19 protein-coding genes are annotated in these 17,680 nt (G+C 63.5%); 9 read left to right on the top strand and 10 right to left on the bottom strand.

Features of this window, described 5'->3' with window-relative positions:
* Positions 1 to 22: 22 nt before the first annotated feature.
* From ATC00_RS20800 to ATC00_RS20770, 7 genes are all read right to left on the bottom strand, one after another.
* The gene (locus ATC00_RS20800; protein WP_064254214.1) at positions 23 to 727 is read right to left on the bottom strand and encodes a class II aldolase/adducin family protein; all 705 of its coding nucleotides are present in this window, start codon (positions 725 to 727) and stop codon (positions 23 to 25) included.
* Positions 720 to 2,192, bottom strand: coding sequence for an FGGY family carbohydrate kinase (locus tag ATC00_RS20795; protein ID WP_234782386.1), 1,473 nt, complete (start codon positions 2,190 to 2,192; stop codon positions 720 to 722). Before ATC00_RS20795 ends, ATC00_RS20800 begins: the two co-directional genes overlap by 8 nt.
* 71 nt (positions 2,193 to 2,263) lie before the next feature.
* Positions 2,264 to 3,112, bottom strand: a complete 849-nt coding sequence (locus tag ATC00_RS20790) for a sugar phosphate isomerase/epimerase family protein (protein ID WP_064254362.1) — start codon at positions 3,110 to 3,112, stop codon at positions 2,264 to 2,266.
* Between the two features lie 2 nt (positions 3,113 to 3,114).
* Complete coding sequence (locus tag ATC00_RS20785; RefSeq protein ID WP_064254212.1) at positions 3,115 to 4,113, bottom strand: ABC transporter permease; 999 nt, start codon at positions 4,111 to 4,113, stop codon at positions 3,115 to 3,117.
* Positions 4,110 to 5,111: an ABC transporter permease gene (locus tag ATC00_RS20780; RefSeq protein ID WP_064254211.1), complete on the bottom strand. Its 1,002-nt coding sequence runs from the start codon at positions 5,109 to 5,111 to the stop codon at positions 4,110 to 4,112. Before ATC00_RS20780 ends, ATC00_RS20785 begins: the two co-directional genes overlap by 4 nt.
* Positions 5,104 to 6,618 carry a sugar ABC transporter ATP-binding protein gene (locus ATC00_RS20775; RefSeq protein ID WP_064254210.1) on the bottom strand — a complete coding sequence of 505 codons (1,515 nt, stop codon included), beginning with the start codon at positions 6,616 to 6,618 and terminating at the stop codon, positions 5,104 to 5,106. Before ATC00_RS20775 ends, ATC00_RS20780 begins: the two co-directional genes overlap by 8 nt.
* A gap of 121 nt (positions 6,619 to 6,739) precedes the next feature.
* Positions 6,740 to 7,732, bottom strand: coding sequence for an autoinducer 2 ABC transporter substrate-binding protein (locus tag ATC00_RS20770; protein WP_082912466.1), 993 nt, complete (start codon positions 7,730 to 7,732; stop codon positions 6,740 to 6,742).
* Positions 7,733 to 7,971: 239 nt separating this feature from the next.
* On the opposite strand from ATC00_RS20770, the gene ATC00_RS20765 reads away from it, so the two are divergent.
* The 6 genes from ATC00_RS20765 to ATC00_RS20740 all read left to right on the top strand — a co-directional run bounded on the left by ATC00_RS20765 (position 7,972) and on the right by ATC00_RS20740 (position 12,592).
* Positions 7,972 to 9,048 carry a LacI family DNA-binding transcriptional regulator gene (locus tag ATC00_RS20765; protein ID WP_064254209.1) on the top strand — a complete coding sequence of 359 codons (1,077 nt, stop codon included), beginning with the start codon at positions 7,972 to 7,974 and terminating at the stop codon, positions 9,046 to 9,048.
* A gap of 28 nt (positions 9,049 to 9,076) precedes the next feature.
* Positions 9,077 to 9,565: an Lrp/AsnC family transcriptional regulator gene (locus ATC00_RS20760; protein WP_082912465.1), complete on the top strand. Its 489-nt coding sequence runs from the start codon at positions 9,077 to 9,079 to the stop codon at positions 9,563 to 9,565.
* Positions 9,562 to 10,200 carry a LysE family translocator gene (locus ATC00_RS20755; RefSeq protein ID WP_037384238.1) on the top strand — a complete coding sequence of 213 codons (639 nt, stop codon included), beginning with the start codon at positions 9,562 to 9,564 and terminating at the stop codon, positions 10,198 to 10,200. Before ATC00_RS20760 ends, ATC00_RS20755 begins: the two co-directional genes overlap by 4 nt.
* Positions 10,201 to 10,343: 143 nt before the next feature.
* Positions 10,344 to 10,796, top strand: a complete 453-nt coding sequence (locus ATC00_RS20750) for a helix-turn-helix domain-containing protein (protein WP_064254207.1) — start codon at positions 10,344 to 10,346, stop codon at positions 10,794 to 10,796.
* A 63-nt stretch (positions 10,797 to 10,859) separates the two neighbouring features.
* Positions 10,860 to 11,588, top strand: coding sequence for a TfuA-like protein (locus tag ATC00_RS20745; RefSeq protein ID WP_064254206.1), 729 nt, complete (start codon positions 10,860 to 10,862; stop codon positions 11,586 to 11,588).
* Between the two features lie 116 nt (positions 11,589 to 11,704).
* Positions 11,705 to 12,592, top strand: coding sequence for a PaaX family transcriptional regulator C-terminal domain-containing protein (locus tag ATC00_RS20740; protein WP_064254205.1), 888 nt, complete (start codon positions 11,705 to 11,707; stop codon positions 12,590 to 12,592).
* A 25-nt stretch (positions 12,593 to 12,617) separates the two neighbouring features.
* Here ATC00_RS20740 and ATC00_RS20735 read toward each other — a convergent pair whose 3' ends face one another.
* Entirely contained in the window at positions 12,618 to 13,088 is a 471-nt protein-coding gene (locus ATC00_RS20735; RefSeq protein WP_064254204.1) for an Lrp/AsnC family transcriptional regulator, read from the bottom strand.
* 118 nt (positions 13,089 to 13,206) lie between these two features.
* Here ATC00_RS20735 and ATC00_RS20730 point away from each other — a divergent pair, with 118 nt between their 5' ends.
* Positions 13,207 to 15,285 carry an alpha-ketoacid dehydrogenase subunit alpha/beta gene (locus tag ATC00_RS20730; RefSeq protein WP_064254203.1) on the top strand — a complete coding sequence of 693 codons (2,079 nt, stop codon included), beginning with the start codon at positions 13,207 to 13,209 and terminating at the stop codon, positions 15,283 to 15,285.
* A 2-nt stretch (positions 15,286 to 15,287) separates the two neighbouring features.
* Entirely contained in the window at positions 15,288 to 16,496 is a 1,209-nt protein-coding gene (locus tag ATC00_RS20725; RefSeq protein ID WP_064254202.1) for a dihydrolipoamide acetyltransferase family protein, read from the top strand.
* Positions 16,497 to 16,580: 84 nt separating this feature from the next.
* Here ATC00_RS20725 and ATC00_RS32645 read toward each other — a convergent pair whose 3' ends face one another.
* Both ATC00_RS32645 and ATC00_RS20720 read right to left on the bottom strand, forming a co-directional pair.
* Entirely contained in the window at positions 16,581 to 16,736 is a 156-nt protein-coding gene (locus tag ATC00_RS32645) for a hypothetical protein (RefSeq protein WP_156878026.1), read from the bottom strand.
* Between the two features lie 50 nt (positions 16,737 to 16,786).
* On the bottom strand, positions 16,787 to 16,978 hold the full coding sequence (locus ATC00_RS20720; RefSeq protein WP_064254201.1) for a hypothetical protein: 192 nt from the start codon (positions 16,976 to 16,978) through the stop codon (positions 16,787 to 16,789).
* 96 nt (positions 16,979 to 17,074) lie between these two features.
* On the opposite strand from ATC00_RS20720, the gene ATC00_RS20715 reads away from it, so the two are divergent.
* Complete coding sequence (locus ATC00_RS20715) at positions 17,075 to 17,665, top strand: ANTAR domain-containing response regulator (protein WP_064254200.1); 591 nt, start codon at positions 17,075 to 17,077, stop codon at positions 17,663 to 17,665.
* Positions 17,666 to 17,680: the final 15 nt, after the last annotated feature.

Below are 17,680 nucleotides of genomic sequence, written 5' to 3'. Positions count from 1 at the left end.
ACCCCAAGCAGTCCGGCCGGCCTCACGCAGACCCACGCGGCCGGGCGATATCGTTCACGCCCTCCGCATCCGGAGCCTGGCCGTAACTCATGCGCCGCATCTGGGCGATGACGCGCTCCATCTCGTCGTCGGGCAGGATTGGCGGTTCGCCAAGCGTAAGAGCCTGGACGTAGATCCGCGACAGCGTCTCGACCTCGATCGCAAGCCAGAGCGCCGATTCGAGCGTCTTGCCGAGCGAGATCTGGCCGTGCTGGCCAAGCAGGCAGGCGGTCCGGTCCTTGAGTGCGGCAAGCGCGTTATCGGAAAGCGCCTGCGTGCCGAAGGTCGCGTATTCGCCGCAGCGGATCGTCGTGCCACCGGCAATGCCCGTCATGTAATGAAAGCTCGGAATGGTCTTGTGGTGGCAGGCAAGCGTCGTCGCATAGATCGAGTGGCAATGCAGCACGACGTTGATATCGGTGCGGGCTCGCAGAATATCACGATGGAAGCGCCATTCGGACGACGGCCGATGGCCGGAATAGGTTCCATCGAAATCCATCTCGACCAGATCTTCCGGCTGCATCGTCTCGTAAGGCATGGACGACGGGGTGATCAGGAAACCTTCGCCGGCGCGCACGGAAAGATTGCCGGCCGTTCCCTGGTTGATGCCGCTCGAATTCATCCGCCGGCAGATGTCCACCATCTCGCGCCTTAGTGCCAGCTTGTCGGTCGTCGGGTCTTCAGCCATGGAAGCTTCCTTTCGCGTGTTCGAATTCGTTTCGCTTGCCCGGCGCTGCGCCGGCAAGGGCCCGCCAATCGGCGGCGTAGCCTATGAGCTCGGGTGTAAGGTCTTCGAGATTAGTCGGCTTCCCGAGGGTAAGTGGTGCCGGATGCCGGCGTCTCTCCTGGCCGGCAAGCAGCGCCGCGCCGGCGGCGACGCCATAGGCATCGAGATTGACGCGCACCGCGCGGCCTGGAAGCAAGGATGCCACGAGTCTCGCATAGAGCGGATCGCGCAGAAAACTTCCATCGAGGACGACGAGGCGATCATCAGAGAGCATGCCGATGCACTCGGCGGTCAGCAGCGCGCAACAAAGGAGCGCCAGGGCCTTGCGTTCCATCGGCTCCGCGACCGGCGGACCCAGAATTCGGCCGCGGCCGGCGCTGTCAGGAAACAGGCCATCACCCTCACCGAAGGAGGGAACGGCGAAGGTGCGCTGTGCTATCAGACGCGCGACGGTTTCGAGCGGCACAGGCTCGGCCGGCGGATCGCTGCCGGCGATCTGCGAGAATTCGCGGCCTCCCATCGTCAGGATGCCGCCGAGCGGATTGCCGAACACATCGCTGTTCAGGGTCATGCCGCGATGTTCGTCGAGCCGCTCGACCGGCGTCGAACCGGAGAAGCCGACGATCCAGGTTCCGGTCGAGATGACCGTGAAATCCCGCAGCCCGGCGGTGTGATAGCGATAGTGATTGAGGCTGCTGTCATGGCCGCCCGTCAGAACGGGCAGCCCTTCAGGCAGATCGAAGCGGCGGGCAAGTTCGGGCCGGACGGGCCCCAGCGCCTGCCAGGCCTTGGCGAAGGGCGGCATCAGGCGCTGCCAGCCGCGGGCGCTGACGATCGGCGCCCAGCGCGCTTCCGCGACATTCCAGAGATGCGATTGGGCGCCGAGAAAGCTCGCCTCCGAGGCGGCGACACCGGAAAGCCGCCAGGCCCAGTATTGCGGCAGGCCAAGATACCAACGGGCTTTCCCGAATGCGTGTGGCTCGCGCTGCTCCATCCAATAGAGCTGACGGGCCTGGTGGGTCGCGCCATGCATGGTCGCACTGCCGCGGTCGAGAAAGGTGCCGGCGAGCGGTGCGTAGCCGTCGCGGATGTCGGCCGGCAATGGTTGCTCATAGTCGATCATCGGAAGAGCGGCGCCATCGCCGGCATCCGGAGCGGCACCGGTCAGCACTCCGCCGGAGCCATGTCCGGAGGTGACGAAGGCGCTGAAGGCATGGCGGCGCGAGAGGATCGCCAGTGTCTCGAAGGTCCAATCGCTCAAGGCATTCAGATCGTGATGGCGCCAGGGCGGTCCGGCCAGAACGGGGTTGGGGACGCAGAGGCTTTCGACGATCGTGCCGTCCGCCGCGGCGGCGCTGAGCTTGACATTGGTCTTGCCGACGTCGAGGACGGCGATCATCGCCGTTGCACTTCCTCGATCGCTCACCGCTGCCTCCACTACCTATTGCTCTGGACGCAACAGGCGGCCAGACAGAGCCTGGCCGCCTGTTGAGGTCTTCAGATCAGCCCATATTGCCTGGCCTTGTTGCGCAGGAAGGGCAGGCCATTGCCCATCACTTCCTCCTCATCCTTCGCGACCGGCCGCCAGACGGCGAGGCCATAGGCCACTTCCGGCGGCATGTTGATGAAGCTCTCCATGGCGAGACCGCCCGTGAAACCGATGGCGGCAAGGGTAGAAAAAATTTCATCCCAGCCGCAAGTGCCGTAACCCGGCGTGCCGCGGTCGCTCTCCGATAAGTGAATATATTTCAGATGCTCGCGTGCATCGAGGAGGCCCTTGCCGACGCCCTTCTCCTCGATGTTCATGTGGTAGGTGTCGAGATGCACGAAAATGTTGTCGGCACCGACCCGCTCGATCATCTTCACCGCCTGCCAGCCGGTATTGATCAGATGGTTCTCATAGCGGTTGACGGCTTCGACGCCGAGCTCGATGCCGCGCGACTTAGCGTGCTTGGCGGCGGCCTCGAGCACCCGGGCGATGTTGTCATATTCCGCGAGCGTCGGCGGCACCCCGGTGCGCTCGCCGATACCGCCATAGATGACGCCGGACAGCGCCTCCCCGCCGAGATCGGCGGTCTTGTCAATCGCGACCTTCAGATGCTCGATCGCCGCGTCCGGCCGCACCGATGCCCAGGCACGCTCAGGCAGGCCAAGCGAGCAGAGCGCCCGAAGCCGGTTTTTCTCGAGCAGCACACGGGTATGTTCCGTATCGACGGCCGGCGGATTGAGCATCGGAATTTCGATGAAATCGACCTCGTATTTGACGGCTGCCGCCACCGCCCGCTCCGCACCCGGTCGGTCCCAGTTCATGGTCCACATGCTCGTATGGACGCCAAATCCCTGCATGGTCATGATCCTTTTCTGATGATGGAAATCCTGATTTTCGAAGCGACCCAGCGCAGGATCATCACGCCGACGAGCAGGATGCCCCAGACGGCGGTCGCAAGATGCTGGTTGGCTCCGATGAGATTGAGGCCGGACGACAGAAGCTGCAGCACCACCAGTGCCACGAAGACGGGAATGACCCGGCCGAAGCCGCCGAACGGATTGACGCCGCCGAGGAAGCAGGCAAGCACGGTGATCAGCAGGTAGGATTCGCCATGGCCGATGCGCACCGAATTGAACCGTGCCAGCATGATGATGCCGGCGATGGCGCACATCACGCCGGAGAGCGTGTAGACGAGCACGATCGCCTTGCGCGTGTTGATGCCGGAATAGCGGGTCGCCTCGAGATTGGAGCCGATCATATAGGTATTGAAGCCGAGCTTGGTGCGGCCGAGCAGCACGTGCCAGCCGAGGACGCAGACGATGAAGACGATCAGCGGTACGGGGATGCCGGCGATAGAGCCATGGCCGATCGGCCCCATGAAGGCCGGGAAACCGGAGATATCGCCGCCGCGCGTCAGGAACTCGCCGAGGCCGCGCAGGAAGATCATCATCGACAGCGACACGAGGATCGGATGGGCGCGGGTGAAGGCGATCACCAGCCCCATGACGACGCCGCTCGCCGCGCCAACCATCAGTGCCAGCAGGGACCCCACGATGAAGATGCCGACACCGGCGTCGACGCCGCCATTCTCCCTGAGCACCCAGGCGACCGTCAGCCCGGCGATGTTCGCCGTGAAGGTGATCGCCAGATTGAGGCCGCCGGTGAGGATCGGCAGCAGCATGGCAAGCGTGAGCAGTCCAAGTTCCGGCAGCTGGAAGGCGACGGAGCCGAAGGTCGCGGCACTCAGGAATTGCGGCGAGGCAAGTCCGAAGACAAGGACGACGGCAACAAAGGCGAGGCCGGGGCCGGCCATCTCCGGACCGAGGGCCGTTTTGACGCGCTCGAAGATTGCGGTCATCGTCCCCCTCCCTTCTGGCCGACGAAGGGCAGCAGACGCTCGATGCGCGTATTCGAAAGCGTGATGGCGACCAGGATGATGGCGCCGACGATCATCTTGAAGGCAAAGGGCGAGACGCCCATCAGGTTGAGGCCGTTCTGGGTGATCGAGATCAGGAGAACGCCGAGCACGCAGCCGAGCACCGAACCCTTGCCGCCACCGAGGCGAGCGCCGCCGAGGACGACTGCAGCAAGCACGTCGAGTTCGCGGCCGTAAAGCGCGTTCGGCACCACCTCCTGGGCATAATGCGCCTGGATCAGCCCGCCGATGCCGGCCATCAGGCCGAGCCAGCCGAAGGCGATGAACTGCATGGCGCCGATATTGATGCCGAAGCGGCGCGCCCCTTCCGGATTGTCGCCGAAGGCGTAAAGCTGGCGGCCGACCGTGGTGCGGGTAATCAGCATCCAGGTGGCTATGACACAGATCACCATCACGAGAACCGGCAGCGTGATCTCGATCCAGGTCCCGTCCGGCATTTCATGCTCGAAGAGGATGACGCGATCCGTCAACCAGTCTGGCAGGTCGTAGATCGACACGCCCCGGGTGAAGAACATCAGCAGCCCGAAATAGATGTTGAAGGTTGAGATCGTCGCGACGATCGAGATGATCCGGAAGCGGTGGATCAGGAAGGCGTTGACGCAGCCGAGCAGCACGCCGAGCGAGCCGGCGATCAGGAGCCCGGAGACCCAGCCTCCGCCGCCGATCCAGCCGAGCGCGGTCGCGGTACAATATTGGACGACCGAGGCGGCGACGGCAAAGGAGATATCGATGCCGCCGGCGATCAGCACCACCAGCAGGCCGACGGCGAAGATGATGTTGACCGCGCTGATGTTCAAAAGGTCGAAGGCGTTGCCGAGCGAGAAGAAATTCGCCGTGGCGAAGGAAAGCACGGTGCTGATGACGATGATCACCGCCAGCAGCGAGAACTCGGTCGCGTGAGTGCGGATCAGGCTACGCATAGACGGCTGCCTCGATGTCTTCCAGCCGCGCCTGACGCGGATCATAGCTGCCGACGATGCGCCCCTGCGCCATGTGCAGGACCCGGTCGGCGTTGAAATAGACCTCCGGCACCTCGTCGGAAATCAGGATAATCGCCAGGCCGCTCTCGGCGAGCTTGGCAACGATGTCAAAAATCCCGGCGCGGGCGCCGACATCGACGCCAACCGTGGGGCAGTCGAGAATGAGGATCTTTGGATCGGTGGCGAGCCACTTGGCGATCGCGACGCGCTGCTGGTTGCCGCCCGAAAGCGTGGAGATCGCATCGGCCTGGCGACCGATCCTGACCCCGAGGTCGGCGATCCAGCGGGAGACGAGGCCGCGCTTACGATCGTCGGAAAGCAGTCCCCCGGAAAGAATCTTGCGGAGCGACGCGATCACCAGATTGTCGGCAATCGACTGCGGCTGGATGAGCCCAAGCGACAGCCGGTCCTCCGAGAGATAGGCGACGCCAGCCTTGATGGCGTCGCGGTTGGAGGTGAAGCGGACCTCCTTGCCCTCGATGCTGATCCTGCCCGAAGCGGGCTTCAGCATGCCGAAAAGAGCGAGCGCCAGCTCGGTTCGCCCTGCTCCTAAGAGGCCGGTGATGCCGACCGTCTCACCACGACGGACGGTGAGCGAAATATCCTCGAACTGGCCCGGCCGGGTCAGCCCGCGAACGTCGAGCACGACTGGCTGGTCGTCCTTCGGGCGTGCGCGGACATGCTGGTCGAAGGTCTTGCCGGTCATCAGTTCTGTGATGCGCGACTGCGTCATGCCGGCGGCGGGAAAGACCCCGACCAGCGCCCCGTCGCGCAGCACGGTGATCCGGCTTGAAATCTCCAGAACCTCGGCCAGCCGGTGGCTGACAAAGACGACGGCGACGCCGGAAGCAGAGAGGTTGCGAACGATATCGAGGAGGTGATCGGTCTCCGACTGCGTCAGCGATGCCGTCGGCTCGTCCATGAAGACGAGCTTGGCCTCGCCGACGAGTGCCCGGGCGATCGCGACGATCTGGCGCTGGGCGATTGCGTATTCCTTCAGCGGTAGATCGACATCAAGACTGACGCCGAGACGGCCGAGCGCGTCGGTCGCGATCCGCTGCATGCGACCATAATCGACCAGGCGCGGCCGGCGGCCGACCACTTCGTGGAAGGCTATATTCTCGGCGACGCTCATTTCCGGGAACAGCGCCAGGTCCTGCCAGATGACCTTAATGCCGCGGTCCTGTGCTGTGACCGGCGACATATGCGCATAGGTCTCGCCGTCATATTCGATGACGGCGCCGTCCGCAGGGCGATAGACGCCGGTGACCACCTTGATCAGCGTGCTCTTGCCGCAGCCGTTCTCGCCCGCAAGACAATGCACTTCGCCCGGGCGAACCTCGAAGCTCACATTCTTCAGCGCCTTGACGCCGCCGAAGGTCATGTTGATGTTGCGAAGGGACAGAAGCGGCTTTTCGCCGACCGTCGCGCTCGTTGCCTGATGCATGGACCCTGCGCCTGTCGAACTTCGTTTCATGAGACTTGCCAGGCCGGCCGGAGCCGGCCCAGCAGCCGGGAGAACCCGTTCAGGCGAAATGCACGGCGCGGCATCCCGCCTCAAAGCACTATCAGAGACCCATCGCGGCGAGATCGGCGACCGTGTCCTTGTTGATCGGCACCAGCTGGTCGACGATGATGTTGCGGTTCTGGAAGTCCGGATGGACGACCCCCAGCCCCTCGATCTCATCGCCGTCCTTGATCTCCTCGCCCTTGAGGAGCTTATCGGCCATCGTCACAAAGACTTCGCCGGCCTGCTTCGGATTCCACATGAAGCCGCCGGAGATCGCGTCGGACTTCACCAGCTTCTGGCCCTGTCCGGGCGAGAAGGGCCCGAGAACGAAGATCTCGCCAACCTTGCGGCGTTCCTCGATGGCACGTCCGGCGCCGATCGGGCCCTGGCTGCCGAAGGCGAGGAAGCCCTTGAGGTTCGGATGAGCGGAGATCAGGTCGAGCGCCGTCGAGCGGCTCTTGTCGACATCCTCGGCTACGCCGTAGCGCTCGCCGACCAGGGTCATCTCCGGGTAGTTCTTCTTGATATAAGCGATCGCCGCATCGGCCCAGGCATTGTGCAGCGGCACGGTCAGCGAACCGACGAAAACCGCGTACTCGCCCTTGCCGCCCATCTTCTCTGCCAGCAGCTTGCCGTGCGCCTCGCCGAAGCCCTGCGACGAGGCAAGCTCGAAGTCCCAGTCGGCGCCCTTCTGGCTCGGCGATTCATGGGTGATGACGATGATGCCCTTTTCCTTGTCCTTGGTGAGCACCGGCTCCAGCACCTTGGCATCGTTGGGCACGACGCCGATGACCTTCACGCCCTGGGCAATCAAATCCTCGATGGCGCGAACCTGCAGGGCCGGGTCGGCGCTCGTCGGACCGACCATGAAGGCGTCGAGGCCGAGCTTCTGGCCTCGCTCCTTGATGCCCATTTCCATGGCGTTGAACCACGGGATGCCGCCGATCTTGACGACGACGCCGACCTTCGGCGCATCCTGCGCCGCGACGGAAAAGGCACCGGCGAGCGAAAGCGAAGCCGCCAGAGCGGCAGCAAGAAATGTCTTGATCATGTCTCTCCTCCACAGGTTCCCGCAACGGGAACTCACCCGGGCGCTGGCGCGCCGGCCTCCAGTTTCAATCCTCCTTGACGAGAAGCGAGTTTCCCGCCGCTGACCGCCGCCTCCTCAGACGACCCACGCCGTGCGCAATCGATATTTCTTGTTTGCACAATCGATGGTGCAGAGACTATCCTGCAGACTTAATCTTTCGTCAAGCGGAAATCGGCTCTAAGAGATTCGTGGAGGCTCAGATGGCGAACAGCGGTAAGAAAAAGGCGACGATCTACGATCTATCGGTGCTCTCGGGCAGTTCGCCGTCAACGGTTAGCGCCGTGCTGAACGGCACCTGGCGCAAGCGGCGCATCAAGGAAAGCACCGCCGAGCTCATCCGCAGCCTCGCCGAAACCCACCAGTATACGGCGAATCGCCAGGCGCGCGGATTGCGCAGCTCGCGCTCGGGCCTGGTCGGACTGCTTCTGCCCGTGCATGACAACCGCTACTTCTCCTCGCTTGCCCAGACCTTCGAGGCGCATGTGCGTAGCAAGGGCCAGTGCCCGATCGTCGTCAGCGCCAGCCGCGACCCGGAGGAAGAACGCAAGACCGCCGAAACGCTGATTTCCTATTCCATCGACGAGTTGTTCATCTGCGGCGCGACGGATCCGGACGGGGTTCACGAGGTCTGCGAAGCGGCCGGGCTGAAGCACATCAATATCGACCTCCCGGGCACGAAGGTTCCATCCGTCATCAGCGACAATTTCGAAGGCGGCCGGCTACTGACCGAGGCAATCATCCGCCACTTTCCCACCGACCGGCCGCTCCAGCCGCGCGATCTCTATCTCTTCGGCGGCCGCAACGACCATGCCAGCCATGAACGCATCCGCGGCTTCCGGGCCGTGAAAAAGGAATTGCTCAGGGATGATCCGGACGAATGCATCCAGCCGACCGGCTACGCCGCGAACAATGCTCGAAAGGCCTTCGACGCCTTCTACAGCCGGCACGGCAAGCTGCCCCGCGGCCTCTTCGTCAATTCGTCGATCAATTTCGAGGGCCTGTTGCGTTTCATGGCCGAGCATCCGCACGACAATTTCACCGACCTCGTCGTCGGCTGCTACGACTACGATCCTTTCGCCTCGTTTCTCCCCTTTCCCGTTATCATGATCCGGCAGAATGTCGAGGGAATGATCGCCAAGGCCTTCGAGGTGATCGAACAGCCTCGGGCGGCGCCGCGGATCCATCTGGTCGAGCCGGAGCTCGTGCCGCCGAGGACGGCATTGACCGGGCCACTGGATGCCCTGAAGGACATCGATCTGCCGCGTGGCAGGCCTTAAGTATTCTCTGTACATTAGCAACGTTGCAATGTATTTTTCCGTTATGGATATCACGGACAAAAAAATCATTGGAATTCTGGCGAACGACGCTCGCGCCTCGCTGACGGACATCGGCGCCGCGGTGGACCTTTCGCCTTCGGCGGTCAACGAACGCATCCGCCGCCTGGTGACGAGCGGCGTCATCCGCCGCTTCACGCTCGAGGTCGACCACCGGATCCTCGGCTTCGATGTGCTTGCCTTCGTCTGGATCGCGCTGGCGACCGATGCCGACGAGAGCGAGTTTCGCAGCTTCATCGCCTCGCACCCGGCGGTTGCGGAGTGCCATCACGTGACTGGCGCCTGGTCCTACTGCGCCAAGGTGCGCATGCCAACGCTCGGCGACATAGAACCGTTTCTGGCGGAACTGAAGGCGCGCCGCTACCTCGCCCGCAGCGAGACCGTGCTGGCGCTCTCCACCGCCACGGAACGGCCTGTCACCTTGCCCGCCAGCGACGAGGCGAAGCGGGTGAGATCATGACCCTGTTGCTCTTCGCAAAGGGGCTGCTCCTCGGGCTTGCCATTGCCGCGCCGCTTGGACCGATCGGCGCGCTGTGCATCAGCCGTACGCTGGACCGCGGCTTCTGGGCCGGCGTCGCAGGCGGTCTCGGCACGGCGCTTGCCGATGCAACTTACGCGATGATGGCGGCGGCCGGGTTTGCGGCCTTCGCGACATTTCTCGCGACGCTTTCGGTGCCGCTCGGCGTCTTCGGCGGGGTCTTCATGCTCTGGCTTGGCTGGCGCGGATTGACGCCGCGGCCGATGCCGGCGGCAGCCGAGATCGGCGCACGCGATCTGCTGCACACCACGACCGCGACCTTCCTGCTGACGATGGCGAACCCGACCACGATCCTCACCTTTGCGGCGATCTTTGCGGGCCTCGGGCTTGCCGCCGTCGGCGACGGCGCGAGCGCCGCGATCCTGGTCGCCGGTGTCTTCCTCGGATCGCTCGGCTGGTGGTTCCTCCTGAGCGGCGGCGTCGCCCTCGCCAAGACCCGGCTGCCCGACGGCTTTTCCGCCTGGACCTCGCGCCTTTCCGGGCTCCTCCTCGTCGCCTTCGGCTTCGCCGCGCTTGCGTCGGCGGCGTCCGGATTGGCCGGGGTAGCGATCCGCTAGGCGACGTCACGCGGCTATTACCGTTCCTTGCCGCAAAAGCGCCATTTCAACCATAGAATTTGGCGCGCAGTGATTGCATCCGCTCGCCTATGCGAGCAAACTTATATATAACTGTGGTGAGAGATCGCGAGGAGAATCACTAGATGAAGAAGAATCCAAATCCGATCGATACCTTCGTCGGTTCGCGGGTCAGAATGCGTAGGTTAATGGTCGGAATGAGCCAGGAAAAACTCGCCGACGGCCTCGGGATCACCTTCCAGCAGGTGCAAAAATACGAGAAGGGCACGAACCGCATCGGCGCAAGCCGGCTGCAGGCGATCGCCGATATTCTCGGCGTGCATCCAAGCTTCTTCTTCCAGCAGGACGAGAAGCCAGAGACGCGCGAGACCGCGGCCGACGTGCATGAGTCACACGAAATCTCTTCCTTTGTCGCCTCGAAGGAGGGGATCGCCCTCAACAGGGCGTTCCTGAAGATCGCCGACCCGGTGTTGCGGAAGAAGATCATCGCCCTCGTGGCCGCCATGGCGAATTCCGGCGAGGCGGAACAGGCGGCCGTGCCGTCGGCGGCCCGCCATGCCGAACCCTTGCACAGCTAGGTCCTACCGTGCCGCGCGTCTTATCAGGCGCGCAATGGGCGCTGTCGCACTTCGAAGCACTGCATGAAAATCGTGTTCGTCGGCCCAACCGTCCCCGATGCAGCCAGAATCGTCGGCGACGCACTGGCGATCCGGCCGCCCGCCACGCAGGGTGATATCCTTCGCGCCGTCAGCGAGGGGGCTACGGCTATCGCCCTGATCGATGGCAATTTCGAATACGTCGCTCCCGTCTGGCACAAGGAAATACTCTTCGCCCTCTCCGAGGGTGTCGCGGTGCTCGGCGCCTCCAGCATGGGCGCCCTGCGGGCCGCCGAATGCGCCTTCTTCGGCATGGTCGGGATCGGTGACGTTTTTCGCCAGTACATCGACGGCGAGACAGTGGATGATTCCGACGTGGCGCTGCTGCATGCGCCGGAGGAACTCGGCTATGCGCCACTTACAGTGCCGCTCGTCAATCTGCGAGCGACGTTGCGCTCTCTCGGCGAACAGGACCTCCTATCCGCAGCGGCGGCAGCCCGCATCGCCGACGCGGGGGCAAGTCTTTTCTACAAGGAACGGACCTGGGCCGCCATCTTTGCCCGCGCGGGGTTAGCCTCCGGCGTGGATGCGGCGATGCTGCGCGCCAACTATGTCGACCAGAAGCGTATCGACGCGCTCTTTCTCCTCGACGCGCTGCAACGGATGCCGGCGGAAAAGCGTGCGCCGCCCCCTGACTGGAATTTCAACGCAACCAGTCTCTGGACGACGATGCTGGGCCGGCACCCGCCGTCCAAGAAAGGGGCGGTCCTCTGAACGTCAGCGCTTTGGCTGACCGGGCAGGACAACGCCACTACCTGCTCTGTCCATTGTGTTCTGCGGCTCCTCATGGAATGTGATCGGGGGTGGTTGGAGAAGTCGCGAGTCGAGCAATGGCACAAGGCAACGAGGCAGACGGTCGCATCGCGGAGCTCGTCGAGAACATCCTCGCCGAGACGCCGCTGAAGGCTGCCAGCTTCATCGTTACGATCTACGGCGACGTCGTGGAGCCTCGCGGCGGCGTCGTTTGGATCGGCAATCTGATCGACACATGCGCCGCCGTCGGCATCAGCGAAACGCTGGTACGCACCGCCGTCTCGCGGCTGGTCGCCGCCGGGCAGCTGCTGGGCGAGAGAGAAGGAAGGCGCAGTTACTATCGCCTTTCCAAGGCAGCCGGCAGCGACTTCGCTGCGGCGGCCCGGATCATTTTCGGCGGCCCGCAAGCGGAAAGCTGGCAACTGGTGCATCTGAGAGGCGCCGACGCCGAGGAGAGGATGCAGTCCCTCGAGCGCGCCGGCTACGCCCGGCTGGACCCGCGCCTGGCGATCGGGCCGGCAAGAGAGGTGCCTGGATCGGCCGACGTCCTGATGCTGCGGGCCGACTCGCCGGATCCAAAGGCGCTCGCCGCTTTCGTGGATGCATACTGGGACCTCGCGCCGCACGCCGCCGCCTATCACCGATTCCTCGCCCAGTTCGCGCTGGCTGCCCGCCTTGCAGAGACGAGCCCGTTCACGCCGGCCGCGGCGCTTACGATGCGGCTCCTCCTCATCCATCGGTTCCGAACCGTCCTGCTGCATGACCCCCGCCTGCCCGCTGCCGCTTTGCCCAAGGATTGGCCCGGCATGGAGGCACGCCGTCTATTCTCCGCGGTTTATCGGCTCCTGTCGCCTTTAGCCGACGCCCACATCGGGCGCACCTTCGTCAGCGGGGCCGGTCCGCTCTTCGCCATAACCGGAGAGACGGAGGGGCGCCTTGCCCTGCTCGAAACACAGGCTGCTTAGTCTTCGCGTCTGAAAGGCCGAGGCATCACACCGGAACTGCGGTCGAATATTTCACGCTCTTCAGGGCGAAATGCGAGGACGAATTCGCCACCGCGTCATGCGTCAGGATGCCATGCATCAGCAAGCGCTCGTAATCGGCAACGTCAGCCACGACGACGCGCAACAGATAATCCCACTCGCCCGACATCGAGTAGCACTCCAGCACTTCTTCGTGGCTCTCGACGAAGCGTTCGAAACTGCGGCGGGCGACCGGGTCGTGGGATTTCATCCGCACATGGCAGAAGACGTTCAGCCCGCGCCCGACTAGGTCCGGATTGACGAGCCGAACGGCCTTTCCGAGCACGCCGGCCGTATCGAGCGCCTTGATCCGCCGCCAGCAGGACGCCGGCGAGGCACCGACCGCCTCGGCCAACGCAGCATGGCTGATATCCGCCTGTTCCTGGAGGATTCTCAGGATCTTTCGGTCGACCGGATCGAGATTGAACGTGTTCATCATGATTCTTTCGAAAATGAAACAAGCTCATCAATTGGTATCGAAAATCCTGTAATATTGAAACCGATTTGCGCCCGATGCGAGCTATTCTTCCAGTGAGGAACCTGGAGGAGATAAGGCAATGGGACAGGCTGCACTCAAACCGGACCGCCGGAACGCACCGGACGAGAACATCGACTGGAAGCGGGTAGTGCATCTGATGCTTCTGTCTCGCGAACTCGACGAGATGGAGGAGAAGCGCCTCGTCCCGGAGAAGAAGGTCCTCTATCAGTTTTCGGCACGCGGCCATGACATGGCGCAGATCCTGCTGGGGCTGAAGCTCACGGGAAGACATGACGCCGCCTGCGGCTACTATCGTTCCCGCCCGCTGCTGCTGTCACTCGGCGTCGACCCGGCCGATGCGCTCGGCTCGGCCATGGCGCGCGCCGGCGGATATTCCGACGGCCGCGACATCGGCGTCGTCTTCAACTATCCCAATCCGAACGGCGCCTCGGCGCTGCCGATGTGCGGCGGCGTCGGATCGCAATACACGCCGACCGCCGGATGGGCGCAGGCGATCAGCTATTTCAGCAAGCAGCTTAAAAACAGGGACTATGACCGCGACATCGCCGTCGTCCTCGGCGGCGATGCTTCGGTCGCCTCGAACGGCTTCTGGTCGGCGCTGACGGTGGCCACGACGCAAGGCCTGCCGATGCTCTTCTATATCGAAGACAACGGCTTCGGCATTTCGGTCCCCTCGTCCTTGCAGACACCCGAGGGCAACATCGCCGCCAATCTCGCGGCCTGGAAAAACCTGACGATTCTCGATGGCGACGGCTCCGATCCGGAAGAGGCCGCACGGCTCACCAGAGGCGCCGTGGAGCTTGTGCGCGGGGAACGACGGCCGGTTCTGCTGCGCCTGCGAGTGCCCCGCCTCGAGGGACACAGCTTCCAGGATACGCAGGCCTACAAGAGCGAAGAGCTTGTCAGAAGCGAATGGGCGCGCGATCCCTTGCCGCGGCTGAAGGACTATCTCGTTCCCACCGTCTTGAGCGACGACGAATGGGATCGGGTTGCTGACTCTGCGAGGGCGGCCGCCGAACAAGCGCGCATCGAAGCCGAGTCCCGACCGGTCGCCGATCCTGCAAGGCTGACCCGCAATGTCTTCTTCGAAAGCGAGATGCAGGTGATGGGCGGCCAGCACCGTGCCGGCTACTGTCCGCCGGAGACGACCGAGACGCCCCAAGGCGACGGTCAGCGGATCAACATGGTGACGGCGATCCGGCGGACGCTCGACCATGAAATGTCGATCAATGACAGGGTCATCCTGTTCGGCGAGGATATCGGCCCCAAGGGCGGCGTTCACGCCGTGACCCTCGGACTGCAGGAGAAATACGGCGCGACGCGCGTGTTCGACACCTCGCTTTCGGAAGAGGGCATCGTCGGACGGGCCGTCGGAATGGCGCTCGCCGGGCTCGTGCCCGTTCCCGAGATCCAGTTCCGCAAATATGCGGAACCGGCGATGGAACAGATCAACGATTGCGGCACGATCCGCTGGCGCACAAACAACCGCTTCGCCGCGCCGATTGTCCTGCGTATGCCGGGCGGCTTCTTCAAATGCGGCGACCCGTGGCACAGCCAGACGAACGAGGTCGCCTTCGTCCACCAGCCCGGCTGGAAGGTTGCCGTTCCCTCCAACGCCGAGGACGCCGTCGGACTTCTGCGCACGTCGCTGCGCGGCAACGACCCGGTGATCTTCTTCGAGCATCGCGCCATGCTGGACCATGCCTGGGCGCGGCGCCCCTATCCAGGCGATGCTTTCGCGTTGCCCTTCGGTAGGGCGAAGTTCACGCGCGAAGGCAACGACGTCACCATTGTCACTTGGGGCGCCATGGTGCACCGCTGCGAGGAGGCGGCAGAGGGGATTTCCGCCGACGTGATCGACCTCAGGACATTGATGCCCTGGGACCGCAACGCGGTGCTTTCCTCGGTCCGCCGCACCCGCCGCTGTCTGATCGTTCACGAGGATCTCGGCACGGCCGGCTTCGGCGCGGAAATCGCCGCGGCCGTCGCCGACGAGGCCTTCATGGATCTGGATGCCCCCGTCTCTCGGCTCACCATGCCCGATATTCCAAGCCCCCATAACCCGGTCCTGCTCGATTGGGCGGTGCCCTCGACGGAGCGTATCCGCCGGAAAATCACCGACCTGCTGGAGTATTGAGCATGGACGACCTCATCGACATCAACGCCCCCATCGAACAGGAGGGGACGAAGGCGACCGTCCGCAACTGGCTCAAGAAAATCGGCGAAACCGTGAAGTCGGGCGACCCGCTGGTCGAGCTCGAAACCGACAAGGTGACCCAGGAAGTCCCCGCCCCGGCTGACGGCATCCTTGCGGAGATCCTCATGGAGAACGGCGACGATGCCGTACCCGGCGCCGTTCTCGGCCGGATCGGCAGCGAGACACCCGGTCGTGAGCCGCCCGCCGCGCCGGCCCAGGGGGTGGCGAAGAGCGCTGCGCAGTCACCGCATTTTTCCCCTGCCGTGCGCCACGCGGCCGAAGAATACGGCATCGATCCGACGACCATTGTCGGCAGCGGCCGGGACGGCCGCGTCACCCGCGCAGACATGGACAGGGCTTTCGCGGAAAGGCCTGAACGCCACGCTCCTGCGTCCGAGGCGAAGCCCACCCAACCGCCATCAGAGATCGAACCTGCCGACAAGGTCGTAACGCTCCGTTCGCGGAAGATACCGCATAGTGGCATGCGCAGTTCGATCGCTGCGCATATGCTCACCTCGGTGACCACAGCGCCGCACGTGACCGCCGTCTTCGAAGCCGACTTCTCGGCGGTCATGCGCCATCGGGACGCGAATAAGGCGAGGCTGGCGGCGGAGGGCATCGCTCTCTCCTATACCGCCTATGTCGTTTCCGCCTGCGTATCCGCGATGCGCGCCGTCCCCGAAGTCAACAGCCGCTGGCACGAGGATGCGCTCGAAGTTTTCGACGACATCAACATCGGCGTTGGAACCGCGCTCGGCGACAAGGGCCTGATCGCACCGGTGATCCATCAGGCTCAGGATCTCTCCTTCGCCGAAATCGCGGCGAAGCTGCAGGACCTGACGGCCCGGGCACGAGCAAACGCCCTCAGCCCGGCCGAGGTCAGAGGCGGCACCTTCACAATTTCGAACCATGGCGTATCGGGATCATTGCTTGCGGCACCGATCATCATCAACCAGCCACAGTCAGCGATTCTTGGTGTCGGAAAGCTCGAGAAGCGGGTCGTTGTGCGCGAGATCGATGGCGTCGACACGATCCAGGTCCGGCCGACGGCCTATGTGTCGCTGACCATCGACCACCGGGCGCTCGACGGCCATCAGACGAATATGTGGCTCACCCATTTCGTTCAGACGCTTGAGACCTGGCCCCAGTGAGCTGATGCCAAGTCAGTGAGAGCAAATCATCGGCGCACCGATGACCAGTCGGCAACGGCGGCAGACCGCGAGCGACACCACCGGCTAGTGCGAAGCGTGCGTCTCCTCCGGCTTTGGTACGGTCCAGTAGCGGCCGTCACCGCAATTGCGCTCTGCGGCCCAGAGCGGCCCGAGCCAGATGAGCAACAGACCGGCCCCCAGTGGTAAAGCCGAAACCGAGACGAACAGGACAGCTTGCATAACGATGTTTCCCATGCTCCTCAGCCGTCAGCTTTGCTGACGGCTGCAACTTACAACCGGCCGGCTCCGCGAAAGTTCCAATTTGGGGGCCGCAGGCTTTGCGGCTGTTCCGTCCTCGCCGATTTGCGATTCAGCAAAGCTTGGAATTGAAACACCCCGAACGCGCTGGTTGCCCGGCGCGCTGGCTCGCCATCGATGATCGAAATTCCAGCCCATTTTTTGCGCAGCGCGATGTGCTTCATGGGGCATTTTGCCTAAAATTTGCTCATTTGCCCAATCAGCAAATTATTTAGGCAGAAAGATATTGCGAAACTTGTTGCACTGCATCATGATGCAGCATGTCGCATCGAGACCTGACCATCCTAGTCATTGACGAGAACGCCATTCGCGCCTCGATCATCGAGGAAGGTCTGCGCGAAGCGGGCCACGGCAATGTTACGGTCATCCATGAAGTCCATGGGGTGGCACGGATCATCGAGACGCTTCAGCCCGATGTGATCGTCATCGATATCGAGAACCCCAACCGGGACATGATGGAACACCTCTTCCAACTGACGCGCACCGTCGGCCGGCCGATCGCCATGTTCGTCGATCGCTCCGATACGGCCTCGATCGAGGCGGCGGTCGAAGCCGGCGTCTCGGCCTACGTCATTGACGGGTTGAGAAAGGAGCGCGTCAAGCCGATCCTCGACATGGCCGTCAGTCGCTTCAACGCCTTCAGCCGGCTGCAGCGTGAGCTTGCAGACGCGAAATCGGCGCTCGAGGAGCGCAAGCTCGTCGAGCGCGCCAAGGGCATTCTCATGAAAATGCGGGGCCTTTCCGAGGAGGAGGCCTTCACGCTGCTTCGTCAGACCGCGATGAACGAGAAGAAGAAGATCTCGGAAATCGCGCAAAGTGTGGTGACCGCCGCCGGATTGCTGATCCGATGAGGGACGGACGCCGCG

The sequence above is a fragment of the Sinorhizobium americanum genome, from assembly GCF_001651855.1.
Lineage (GTDB): Bacteria > Pseudomonadota > Alphaproteobacteria > Rhizobiales > Rhizobiaceae > Sinorhizobium > Sinorhizobium americanum.
This window is presented reverse-complemented; position numbering and strand designations above follow the sequence as displayed.